This window comes from Histidinibacterium aquaticum (assembly GCF_008710275.1).
Classification (GTDB): domain Bacteria; phylum Pseudomonadota; class Alphaproteobacteria; order Rhodobacterales; family Rhodobacteraceae; genus Oceanicola; species Oceanicola aquaticus.
The window spans coordinates 1-12,244 of record NZ_VYQE01000003.1 but is presented as its reverse complement, the minus strand read 5'-3'; the positions used below and the strand labels follow the sequence as shown (position 1 = coordinate 12,244).

Sequence of the window (12,244 nt, the reverse complement as noted above, 5' to 3'; positions counted from 1 at the left end):
GGGCTACAGCGGGCTCCTGACCGGGCTGATGCAAGATGCCTACGCACTGCATGGAGAGAAGGCGAAGGTCTCGGGGCTGATGCTATCGTTAGCGCTTAGACGCTGATCAAGAAATTCGGAGGCAGCACATCGAGTTTCAGCCTGTCTCCGTCATCTCGGATGGTCGATCACCAGCAGGTCCGAAGCATGGACCATGACCGAAAGTAAAGATGTGAATGTTCCGCCCAATCCCGGCGCAACCTTCACAGAAATCCGAAAGATCTCGGTTAACTGTTAAGGAGGTGAGGATGCCGCATGCCTGGCTCCGGCCAACCGGAAACCGAAAGATTTGGGGGTGTCCGTAAACCGTGTTGGTTCGCTTCGTCGTAACCCGAAAGGGCCTATCTTACTCCGCTTTTCCCGCGGAGGATGCCCTTGTTACATCACGACTTTCGCCGTTTTCTCGATGCCCTCGACGACCTGAATCCGGCCCAGATCGAGGACGCACAGACGAAAATCGGTGATCTCCGGCGAAAGACGGAGGCGATCTCGGAGATCGGAATGCGGACAAGCCAAGAACACGAGTGTCCTTTCTGCGGCGACGATGGGAAGACTTCACAACCAAGAGGCTGAAGATGATGCGCGGCACGCCGGCTACAAAGGGTTCATCAAGCCCTTCTGCGGGCCGGCGACGAGGAAACTCGATGGCTACATACGGTGGCTGGAGGTGCGGATGGCAGGGGTGCGCCCGTCGGATATTGTCCGCGCATCGTATCCAAGGTGTCGCAAAGTCGGCTCCGAGCCCAAACTGACCACGGCGCGTCATGTCGGCTCTGCATGGGCAGCTACAATCGCATTGCCGCGATCGGCCCAGACCTGCCATTGGCTTGATGGTGGATCGCTGCGATGCAGCTTCACAATATCAGCCATTCATCCCTCGCGCATCATTTTCGAAGGTGAAGGTCGGCGGAGCGGACAAAGGAAGCATCCGCTCGAGTTGTCTCCGTCTCATCATGCAGGTTCTCGAGGAGCTGGACCGCGCGTGAGAGGTCACGTCCGTTATCCGCGCCTCATCTCGCCATCGTTTTCAAGATGACCTCTGCGGCCTCCTTCGGGCGGTCCCATTGCGGGAAGTGGCCACACCGCTCGAACCAGTGCAACTTCGCGGTGGGGAAGGCCGCTTGTGCGCGCTCCGCCTGACGTGGCAGCAGGAGACGGTCCTGACGGCCCCAGCCAATCGTCACGCGGCCCGGAGGTGTGGCGGTCCCCTCTTGCAACGGACCACGCGCCAGTTCACGCAGCATCGCGTCGAACACGTCTGTCTCGGCTATGGCCGTCAGCTCGTTCCGGACCAGCAGGGGATCGAGGGCGCTGGGCCTCGCCGACAGTTGCGCGAGCAGAACGGCCCGCGCGGCGCGGCTGTGCGAGAGCGCCGGAATGCGCCGCCGCAGGAGGCGCACCAGCCGGACCGAGGCGGCAAGCGTGGAGCGGAACCACGCGGTCTCCCAGCCGCGCCAGAAACCTCCTGGATCATAAGCGACCGTGTGGCCGCCGATGCCGCGCCGTGCCAGTTCCAGCACCAGCCGCGCGCCGACAGAACTGCCGACGGTATCGACGCCGGCGAGCCCTTTACGGTCGATGAAGTGCTCGAGCGCGTCCGCATGGGCCGCGATCGTCTGGCGCCCCGTAAGCGCCGGAGACCCCCCGTGCCCAGGCAGATCGACCAACACGACCTCGCGTCCGCGAGCAAGCATCGGCAGGATGCTGTCCCAAGACCGGACGCTTCCACCCAGCCCATGAACCAGGAGCAAGGGTGGTCCTGCACCGTGACGTTCGCAATTCAGTTCCATACTCAAGGAACGCTCGGCAGCGGAACTGGTTCGCCGGTGGTGCTGGTAGCCGACGGGTCGTCGTGCCGACGGCGCCGTGCAACTGACGCGCACATTCCGGTCCTTCTGCGCATCGCCGCCACCGACGCCCCCGCGCAGCAGATATCAATTCCTGACCCCTGTGCGGTCGTCTCGCCGCAGTCAAGGACGGCCCATAGCTGCCGTTGGCGATAGGTCGAGTATGCTACTGATCGTCTTCCGGCAGAACGGCCTCGTGCCGCTCTTCCATGATGTCGCCGGTCGTTTTGGCGTCCTCGCCGAAGAGGTCGTTCATCCTGACAAGCCCCATCAACCTGCCATGTTCGTCGATCACGAAAACCGTATCGGCGCAGTGGTATAGCCGCCCTCGCAGTGCCCCGAGGACGCTGTACTTGGCCCTCGGGATATTGGCGACCATGTGAGAGGCCGCGGCCTTGTGTTGACCAACGACACGGTGCTGTCATTTCATTCCATGCCAGACTGGTTAAGGATAACGGGGCAAGCCACGCGAAGGCACCGATTGCGCGACCGGCGCGTCAGGCGCTGGAAAACTCCAGCAAGAGCATTCCTGGCGTCTTGCGGTCCGGTCTTGCCCTTGCCTGCGAAAGCTTGCGCTCCGCGGCCATGAACTGCTCCAAGGCGCGTTGCCTTCGGTCATAGATCTTCCGCACGGGGGATTCCGGCCCCCCGATCATCCGGCGCGGCGGTCTATCGCCTTCCGGGAACCAGCCTCGCGCGGTCGCGCAGGCGCGCCGCCAGGCCAGGTCCGCCTCGGTATAGCGCTGGTAAGTCATAATCAGAACGCGCCGACGCCGATCCAGATCGTTGTACATCATCTCCTCCCCGACAGATGCACACTGCCACCAAGACAATACCGGGAAACCGCGCCACGGGTCAGCAAGGGCGCGCCCGGCCTCACGGTTTTCGTATCTTTTCGTACCGCTTTAGCACCTCCCGCCGCAGATCCTCGGGCTGTTCGTCGATCGCTTGCTGCAACATCTGGAACTCGCGCCGCGATCTGTGCAAGCGGTCGATCAGTGACAGGATCACCGGGATCGTATCCCACGAAATCGCCATGTCCTTCCTCAGGTCGCACAACAGGCGGACGCGCGCGATATCGAGGTCGTCGAAGAACGGACCGCGCTCGCCATGCGCGGGCCGCACCCAGCCTTCGCGCACCCAGCTGCGCAATTCCCTGATGGTCAGGCGCTCGACCTGCGACACGACGGTGCGTTCATCGTAACTCATATCGTCCTCCGCAAAGTCTCGCGCGGATCGAAGCTCTGAAAGGCGCGCCAGCGTTTCGCGATCTCCTCCATCTCTTTATCCACCTTCTCCGGCAGCACGATCTGAATACGCACGATCTGATCGCCATGCGTGGCCTTTCCCACCGGAAAGCCCTTGCCCTTCAAACGTAGTTGACGCCCCGATGAGACGCCCTTGGGGATCGTCATGGCAACGGTGCCCGAAATCGTCGGCACATCGACCTTCGCACCCAGAACGGCCTCGTCGAAGGTTACGGGAAGCTCCATCTCGATATTGTCGCCGTTGCGGGTGAACACCGGGTGCGGGCGTACGCCAACTGTAATCAACGCGTCGCCGGGCGGACCTTGGCCGATCCCCGGCCCACCCTTGCCGCGCAGGCGCAGCGTCTGGCCATCGTCGAGCCCGGCAGGAATCGACACCTCGATCGCCTTGCCGTCGGGCATCGTGATGGCTCGCTTCGCGCCGCGAGCGGCATCCATGAAATCCACCTCGAGATGATAGCGCATATCGCGCCCACGGGCGTGAACGCTTTGCTCGTAGGTTTCTCCGCCACCGCGGCGACGCCTTGCGAAGAAATCGGAGAACAGGTCCGACAAGTCCTCATACGCGCCCGGTTGATAGCGTTCGGCGCCCGGCCGGCCCGCATAGTCGCGGTAAAATTGACGCTCGGCTCGTTCGTGGCCTTGCGCGTCGATTTCACCGGCATCGAAACGCCTGCGCCTCTCCGGATCGCGCAACAGATCGTAGGCCGCAGACACGGCCTGGAACTCCGACTTCCTCCCGGGATCGTCGGGGTGCAGGTCCGGGTGCAGCGTCTTGGCAAGCTTTCGATAGGCCTTCTTGATCTCGTCCTGCGTGGCGCCCTTGTCCACGCCCAGAACCTTGTATGGATCATCCGCCATCGCATAACCTCCCACCATGCAATGCTGCGATGCCGCTTCGCCTCCGAGCGCGGAAAACGCAGGATGCGCGCAACCGCCGTCGGCGGTCTTGTGCTGCGCATTGCCATCTCATGCCGCAGCGACCCGGCGGACCCAGGCCTCGATATCCCGCGCTGACATCGCGCCGGCCTGCCGCTGAATCTCGCGCCCGCCCTGGAACGCGATCAGCAACGGAATGCCCCGAATGCCATGGACCTGCCCGGCTTGCGGATAGGCTTGCGTGTCCAGCTTGGCGCAGCGGGCCTGCCCTTTCAGCAGACCTGCTGCCTTGGAAAATTCCGGCGCCATCATCCGGCATGGTCCGCACCAAGACGCCCAAAAATCGACGATGAGCGGCAATTCATCCATGCGCGCCGCCTTTTGCAGGTTCTCGAAGGACACGTCCTGGGTCGCACCGCTCAACAAGGGCGCGCCACAGCCGCCGCATTTGGGCCCTGCGCCCAGCCGTTCGCGGGGAACCCTGTTGCCCTGACCGCAAACCAGACACGCCAGTTTCACGCCGAAACCTCCCCGCCCATGATCGAAAGAAGGTTAGCGCGCAAAATCAGGACCGACTTTGCGCTCGGTCAAATCCCGAGGCGGGTCGCTTCATTCCTTTTCGTATGGAAGGGCGCTGTTGCGAACGACGGCAAAGCAGGCCTTGATGCATGAAACAGCGGAGAGCCCATACTGACTGCGCTGATGGCAGCCTGCTTCGTGCTTGCAGCATGATCCGGCTCGACGTGGTCGGCCCAATGCTGCCGTTGCCCGAAGCGTCCTATCGCTGCGCCGCGGCCTGTCGAACCGGGGGCCAGTTCACGGCCATCTGAACAGCCTCTCCTTCGTCTCAATTCGCGGCTTGTGTGAAGGCCGCTTTCGCTCGCATAGTGAAAAGATATTAAGAGGAATTATGAGGGCTAGGGGATTATGTTTCGGTTTGTTCATACGGCTGATCTCCATCTTGATGCCCCTCTAAAGAGCTTAGCGCTCAAGGATGAGGAACTCTCGGAGATTGTCGGCAATGCTACACGTCGGGCGCTCGAGCGCATCGTCGATATTTGCGTGAACGAAGGGGTCGACGCTCTCCTGATTTCCGGCGACCTCTACGACGGCGATATGCGGAGCATGAAGACAGCCGCCTTCCTTGTGAGCCAGATGGAGCGGCTCAATGAGGCGGGGATCAGTGTCTTTATGATCCGCGGCAACCACGACGCGGAGAGCGTCTTGACCCGTGAACTCGAGCTCCCACCCAATGTCGAAGTGTTCACCGGTCATGGTGGGACCGTGGAGCTCCCCGAAAAGGGCGTTGCGATTCATGGTGTCAGCTTTGCCAAGCCGCAGGCACCTGAGAGCCTAGTGCCGAAATACAAGGCCCCTGTCCCTGGCTTGTTCAATATCGGGCTTTTGCACACGAGCCTCGCCGGAGCGGCAGGTCACGACAACTATGCACCCTGCAGCCCAAATGATCTTGTAACGCATGGGTACGATTACTGGGCCTTGGGCCATGTGCATGTTCGAACCGTCCATCGCGAAACGCCTCATATTGTCATGCCAGGCATGCCCCAAGGCCGCGATATCGGCGAGGCTGGCCCAAAGTCCGTGACCCTCGTTTCGGTTGAGGACGGGGTTGCTTCGCTTGAGGAGCGCATCACGTCGAACATCGAGTTTGTTCGCACGGACGTTTTGCTCGACGCTGTCAGCGACTGGCGCGACGCCATGAGCGCCATCGAAGAGGTCATCAAGCTGGTAGCGCAGTCATCCTCGGAGCATGTCGTATTGCGCTTGGAGCTCCGCGGGGAAACCCCGCTCGCCTGGCGCCTGAGGCGCGACGCTGACCTCCTTCTGGAGAGCGTGACAAACCTTGCTCGCGCCTCTGGGGTCGTATGGATCGACAAGATCGTTCAGCAATTTGTCCCGCCGTCGATCGTTGGTGAGGGCGAAGATCCTCGGAAAGAATTAAGCGCTCTCATGAAAGACCTTGCCGCGCAGCCAAGCTTTTTGAAGCGCGCGCGGAGTGCGGCAGAGGATCTGATTGGGGATCTGCCACCGGAGCTCCGAAGCGCGTTTGGGCAAACCGAAGATGATCAAGCTCGTGAAGTCGCACACCTTCTCGACGAAGGCGTCCAGGATATTGTCGCGCGTATGCTTGCCGGCGGTGCGGAGCAACCTTGGTGAGGCTTCGGCGCCTTGATCTCATCCGATATGGACATTTCACCGACTTCTCCCTCGACTTCGGTCCGAAGGGGGAGAGCAAACCAGATCTTCACATCATTTTCGGGCCAAACGAGGCCGGCAAATCGACCGCCTTTGATGCCTACCTGGACCTCCTTTTTGGGATCCCAGCCCGCAGCAAGTACAACTTCCTTCACGACTATGAGACTATGCGGATCGGTGCCTCTCTGGAGCTCGACCAAGGCGTCGTCGATCTTGTCCGGATAAAGCGTAACAAAGGAGATCTGATTTCTCCTAAAGGAGATCCGATCAACCCAACGATCCTCGCGCATGCCCTGGATGGCATAGACCGTGATCAGTACCGGGCAATGTTCTCGCTGAATGACGTCACAATTGAAGAGGGGGGGGAGGACATCCTCGCGAGCGAGGGAAATCTTGGCGAACTCCTTTTCTCGGCAGCGGCTGGGCTCTCGGATTTGGGCTCAGTGCTTGAGGCAGCCCGCAATGAGGTGGATCTATTTCATAAGCCTCGCGCGAAGAAGACGATCCTCGCGGAGGCCAAGAGAAAGCTTAAAGCGCTTAATGATCAAATTAGAGACATTGATGTTCCGGCGAGCGCATATCGACGCTTGAAGGAGGTCCGCGACGCTGCAGAACATATCCTAGTTACGTCGAAAGCGTCTCGTGACGCACTGTTCCAAAGGCGGACACGCCTCGGAGCAATGATCGAAGCAATACCGCTCTTGGTGCAGCTCGATGAGACAATAGCAACAATCTCAGGTCTGGAGGCCTACCCGGTTGTCCCGCACGACGCCCTGGAGGAAGCGAAGGCGCTCAAGCTCAAAGAGGTCGAAGTGGAGACTGAGCTCCGGCTGGCGCGCATTCAGCTGGAGGAGCATCAAAAAGCACGCGACGGATTGGCCATGGATGCGGCGGTGCTGGAGATCTCCGATGAGCTCACAGTCCTCCTCGACCTCCCCAGATCTCGAGCGCAGACCGCTGAAGAAGATCTCCCCAAGCGAACAGCAGAGCGTGAAGGGCTTTCGGAAGAGCTCGCCGACGCCGTCCGCGACTTGGGCCTTGAGAAACCGGAGGACGGTCGGATCCCCGAGGCCAAACTGAGTCAGCTCGAAAACATGGCAACGAACTATACGGATCTTGCAAAGCGACTTACGGCGGCTAGGGAGGAAGAAGCTAGGTCCCTATCGCGCCTGGCGCAGATACAGGAGACCGGGTCAGTTGTCACTTCTGAGACGAATGAAGTGGATCTGGAAGCGCTCCTGTCTGAGCTCGAGCCAGAGGATCAGCTTGCCCGGTTGGAAATAGCGTTAGGTGAAGTCGACTCAACGGAGCGCCGCTTCGAGAAAGCACTTCTGGCCTTGGAACCCTGGCAGGGCGCAGCGGAGGACTTGGGATCGACTGCGCTTTCCGAGAGCGAAGCCGAACGCCTTTCAGCGCATTGGGGTGACCAACTTGAAGGCATCTCGACTCTGAAACGCGAACTTAAAGACGCGCGCCAGGAGCACGCCCGTCTCAGCGCCCGCCTTAAGGAATTCGAAAAGGATAATGCAGCTTCTGTTGATGAGGAGGCAAAGGGTGCCCGCCAAGAGCGCGACGCTCTTTGGGAGGCGCATTTCTCGACACTCAACAAAAAGACCGCGTCTGAGTTCCACACGGCCCTTCAGAGAGATGATGCGCTTCAAGAGGCCCGCTTGGGATTCGCCGAGCGGTTGGCACGACTTCGCGAGCTTGAAATCGAGGTTGCCTCTGCCGCGCGCTTGGTGGAGCTCAAACACGAGGAATTGATTGAGTTGGAGGCAGCGCTCGCTAAATCAGCGACAACCGCTGAGGCCCTCATGGCGCGCCTTCGGCTGCCAACGGTTTTTGATCCAAGGGACCTGCCGCGATGGCGCAGCGCCCTTCTCGAAGCTAAAGACGCGCATACCGATCTCGATACCAAGAGGAAGTCTCGGACTGCGGCTGAGCGCATCGTTTCTAACGCTGCCGATGCGCTCAAAGACGCGCTCGGTATCGAAGCTGATGGCCGAGCGCTGAGGTCACTCATTCGAACCGCGCGCGCCGAAATAACGAACGCTGCCAAGTCCCAAGCGGAAGCGACTGCACATCGCGAAGCTCTTAAGGAAGCGAAAGACGAAGCGGAAAGTCGAACAAAAGAGGTTTTGCGCCTGGAGAGGGAGAAGGCTGCCGCGGCGCAGGCATGGGAGCGCGAAGCCATCTCGCTTCCTGAAGCGCTGCGCGACTTGGATGAGTTTGCGTGGAAGAAGACCACACTTCTGCAACTCCTCTCCAAATTGTCTCAGCTTGACCAGCTTGAGCGGCGCATCGAAGCTTTAATGAAAGATTTCGAGGCGTTTTCGGCCTCAGTGGGCGATGTAGCCAATCGCATTGGCGATACCGAAAGCGCCGCACCTCTCGTTCTCGCTGAGCGTTTGCGTCGGCGTTTTCACAGCGCGTTGCGCAGTCAAAGTGATTTTGAGTCCATTTCAAAGAAGATCGAAGCTGCGAACAGCAGTGTGCGTTCTGCCGAGGCGGAGCTCGCAGCAGTCTTAGAACGTATGCAGTCTCTCGCGACACCGTTTGAGGATGTCGTGGAGATTAATACCCTCGATTCTCTGGTAATGGCAATTGAGACGGCCGAAAAGGCCGACGGCCTGCGTGGGAAAAGACGCGCTCTCGAAGACCAAATCGAAGAGTGCCTTGGTGTGAAAGACGTTGATGAGGCGCGTGCGATCCTTGTTGATCAAGACCTTGTAGATCTCCGAGGGCAGATCGAAGCACTGAGTTCTGAACTCGAGAGTGCCGAGGCCGATTATTCGGAAAAAATCGGAGATCTTCGGTCGGCGAAAGACGCCCTTGAGAAGGTCGGAGGAGATGAGGTCCCTGCACAGCTCGAAGAGCGGCGGCAGACTCTGCTACTCGAGCTAGAAGATCGCGCAAAATCGACACTGCGGCTACAGCTCGGTATCCTAGCAGCTGACCAAGCGCTTGCCGAATATCGCGACGAGCATCGCAGTGGGATGCTTGCAGATACCGAAGCGGCCTTCAAAGCCCTTACCAATGGCGCCTATTCGGAGCTTCAAACTCAAGCAGATGGACAAAAAGAGCTGCTGCTCGCTCTCCGAGGACGGGACGGGAGGTTCATCTCGGTCTCTGAGATGTCCAAAGGAACACGGTTCCAGCTGTATCTCGCGCTTCGGCTGGCCGGATACCGGCAATACCGGTCTGGTGGGACAACGCTGCCCTTCATTTCTGATGATATTATGGAGACATTTGATAACACGCGTACGGAGGCGGCCCTCACCTTGCTGAAGCAGATCGCAACGCAAGGTCAGGCTTTGTACTTCACCCATCATGAACATGTGGTGGAACTGGCGCGAAAGGTCTGCGGAGATGAACTAACAATCCACGAATTCACCAAATCCTAGGGCTGCCAAGCAAGTCAGCCTCATCAATAGAAGACTGTAATATGTGATGATTGTATGAGAATTAAGCAGATCCATATTGAAAACTTCCGATCCATCAAAAAGTCAACTATCGATTGTGTACGATTTAGTTCATTTGTAGGCCCAAACGGTGCGGGGAAATCCACGGTCTTGAATGCGCTCAATCTCTTCTTCGGCGAAATAAGTAACTTCTCTGAAGAGGACTTCCATCAACGCGATGACAGTCTTCCTATTGTCGTAAAGATTACATTCCATGAACTCAGCGATGAGGCGATCGAAGAGTTCAGTCACTACGTCAGATCAGGTCTGCTCGTGGTCCAAGCGGAAGTCGCCAAAGAACCGGACGGGACATTCAAGAAGACGGTACGCGGTGAGCGTCTAGTCTTCCCTCCCTTTAAGAGCTTTTTTGAGACGAGTGGAGCCAGCCCACGGAAGCAGGTCTTCGACAAGCTGCGCGAAGACCACCCTGGAATTGAGAGCGCCACCAATGATGGAGCGCGCGAGGCCGCTCTTCTCACTTACGAGGAAGCCTTGCCTGACGAGGAGAAAGAGCTTACGCCAAGTGGCGCCGAGTTCTTTGGTGTGAGTAAAGGGGCGCACAAGTTCCAGCGCCACGTCAGTTGGGTCTATATCCCAGCCGTGAAAGAGGCCGCCACAGAATCCGAAGAGGGCAAATCTTCGCATCTCGGCAAGCTGATCCAACACACAATCCGCTCACAAATGGACTATGACGCTGAGCTCGAGCGGATCAGAAAAGAGGCTTTCAAGGCATATTCGGGCCTGTTGGATAGTCAGCGAAAGCACCTAGAGGGACTTGAGTCTCGCCTCGCTGACCGACTTCAGTCTGCGGTCATGACCGATGCTGGTCTTGAGCTTGCTTGGAAACAAGATGAGAAATCCATATCAGTTGACGCTCCGACTGCCCAGGTCATGCTCTCAGAGCGTGGGTACAGTGATCGAGTGGAGAAATTCGGACACGGACTCCAAAGGTCCTTTCTCCTTGTAATTTTGCAGGAACTGATGGCTGTCGATAGTACAGTTAGCCCGACGCTGATCTTGGGATGCGAAGAACCGGAGCTCTATCAACATCCCCCTCAAGCCCGCCATCTTGCTGAGATTTTGATGGAGCTCTCGGAAGCTGATGCCCAAGTCTTCGTTACCACACACAGCCCATACTTCATCGATGTCGACTATTTCGACGGAATAAAAATGTTCCGGAATGACTCAGGGTCGGTGGAGATCTCAAAGTCCAGTTTTGAATGCGTCCTCAAGGAATACAATAAGGCGTTCAACAAGAAACTTCAGAATGAAGACCAGGCACGTACGAAACTCGCCATTCAAATACAGCCGAAATTCAACGAAATTTTTTTCGCTGAGCGAGTTGTTTTAGTTGAGGGTATTTCAGACCTCGCCTGTATTGAGGCTTACCTTCGACTGTCCGATAAGAAGAGGGATTTTCAAAAGTCAGGATCGTTTATCGTCGTATGCGAGGGCAAGAGCTCGCTGGCGCTCATGCTGCTTGTAGCAAAGAGTTTTGGAATACAGCATCATGTCATTTTCGATTGTGATGCCGTCTATAAGTCGCTTCTCGAGAAAGATGCTGCCAAATATAAACGAGCGCATGATGAGCACATTCGAGATAATGATGCCATTCTTGCCCTTACAGGTCATGAAAAAATGGAATCTTTCCCGGACTCCCACATCATAAAGGACAATCTGACGGCATGGCACTTCGACATCGAGCGCATGCTCGAAGAAGAGTTTGGCGCGAAAAAGGAAAACTACTATCAGGCGGGACGGGATGCCGTGGGGAACCTCGGAGGTACTAAGAAGCATCCTCTATTTGTCGCCGCATGTATGTCAGCTGCGTGGGACGATGGTGTGAGGTTCGAGACGCTTGGATCGCTAATCGATAGGGTGCTTGCTTAGAAAGGGCGCTTACTGCGCACAGCCGACATTGGCGCGCTGCGTAGCATGGCGCTTCGGACTGCTACCACTTCAATGGCAGATTTTGCACTTCTGGAACAGATTCTGCGCAGTCGCAGCGAATGTCTGCTCTCCGCCCTCTCTTCAGGATGCCGCGTCAGCGAAGCGGGAGATGATACACGCGCAGCGAACGGCCGGAAGGTCGGTATAGCGGACCAACACGGTTTGCGGACACCCCCAAAGATTTCGGTCAACGGTTAAGAAGGTGAGGATGCCGCATGCCTGGCTTCGGCCAACCGAAAACCGAAAGATTTCGGTTAACTGTCAAGGAGGTGAGGATGCCGCATGCCTGGCTCCGGCCAACCGAAAACCGAAAGATTTCGGTTAACTGTTAAGGAGGTGGGGATGCCACATGCCTGGCTCCGGCCAACCGAAAACCGAAAGATTTCGGTTAGCTGTTAAGGAGGTGAGGATGCCGCATGCCTGGCTTCGGCCAACCGAAAACCGAAAGATTTCGGTTAACTGTTAGGGTCAGGATCCATTGATCGTCGCTGTACGGCGTGATTCACGGCTCTGAAAACGGAGCGGTGACATGAGCGATCTTTTCTGGCTGAGCGACGAGCAGATGGCCAAGCTCGCCCCTTTCTTC

The 12,244-nt window shown here is 58.0% G+C and carries 9 protein-coding genes and 1 pseudogene; 3 read left to right on the top strand and 7 right to left on the bottom strand.

What is annotated here, in order from left to right; translation table 11 throughout:
* Positions 1–1,049: 1,049 nt before the first annotated feature.
* The 7 genes and pseudogenes from F3S47_RS09645 to F3S47_RS19720 form a co-directional block, all read right to left on the bottom strand.
* Positions 1,050–1,829 (bottom strand): alpha/beta fold hydrolase, encoded by a 780-nt coding sequence (locus F3S47_RS09645; RefSeq protein ID WP_150445623.1) that lies wholly within the window; start codon positions 1,827–1,829, stop codon positions 1,050–1,052.
* A 223-nt stretch (positions 1,830–2,052) separates the two neighbouring features.
* On the bottom strand, positions 2,053–2,265 hold the full coding sequence (locus F3S47_RS09640; RefSeq protein WP_150445065.1) for a CBS domain-containing protein: 213 nt from the start codon (positions 2,263–2,265) through the stop codon (positions 2,053–2,055).
* Positions 2,266–2,383: 118 nt separating this feature from the next.
* A complete protein-coding gene (locus F3S47_RS09635; RefSeq protein ID WP_150445064.1) occupies positions 2,384–2,680 on the bottom strand; it encodes a hypothetical protein in 297 nt (98 codons plus the stop codon).
* Positions 2,681–2,762: 82 nt separating this feature from the next.
* Positions 2,763–3,095 (bottom strand): chaperone modulator CbpM, encoded by a 333-nt coding sequence (locus F3S47_RS09630; protein WP_150445063.1) that lies wholly within the window; start codon positions 3,093–3,095, stop codon positions 2,763–2,765.
* Positions 3,092–4,015, bottom strand: a complete 924-nt coding sequence (locus tag F3S47_RS09625; protein ID WP_150445062.1) for a DnaJ C-terminal domain-containing protein — start codon at positions 4,013–4,015, stop codon at positions 3,092–3,094. Before F3S47_RS09625 ends, F3S47_RS09630 begins: the two co-directional genes overlap by 4 nt.
* Positions 4,016–4,123: 108 nt before the next feature.
* Positions 4,124–4,435 (bottom strand): thioredoxin family protein, encoded by a 312-nt coding sequence (locus tag F3S47_RS09620; RefSeq protein WP_317978259.1) that lies wholly within the window; start codon positions 4,433–4,435, stop codon positions 4,124–4,126.
* Positions 4,436–4,474: 39 nt separating this feature from the next.
* Positions 4,475–4,552: pseudogene (locus F3S47_RS19720) on the bottom strand (thiol reductase thioredoxin); the annotation flags it as partial.
* A gap of 408 nt (positions 4,553–4,960) precedes the next feature.
* On the opposite strand from F3S47_RS19720, the gene F3S47_RS09615 reads away from it, so the two are divergent.
* From F3S47_RS09615 to F3S47_RS09605, 3 genes are read left to right on the top strand one after another with little or no spacing between them, the layout of a single operon-like run.
* Entirely contained in the window at positions 4,961–6,208 is a 1,248-nt protein-coding gene (locus F3S47_RS09615; RefSeq protein ID WP_223877781.1) for a metallophosphoesterase family protein, read from the top strand.
* Positions 6,205–9,651 carry an ATP-binding protein gene (locus F3S47_RS09610; protein WP_191090142.1) on the top strand — a complete coding sequence of 1,149 codons (3,447 nt, stop codon included), beginning with the start codon at positions 6,205–6,207 and terminating at the stop codon, positions 9,649–9,651. Before F3S47_RS09615 ends, F3S47_RS09610 begins: the two co-directional genes overlap by 4 nt.
* A gap of 54 nt (positions 9,652–9,705) precedes the next feature.
* Positions 9,706–11,598, top strand: a complete 1,893-nt coding sequence (locus tag F3S47_RS09605; RefSeq protein WP_150445058.1) for an ATP-dependent nuclease — start codon at positions 9,706–9,708, stop codon at positions 11,596–11,598.
* Positions 11,599–12,244: the final 646 nt, after the last annotated feature.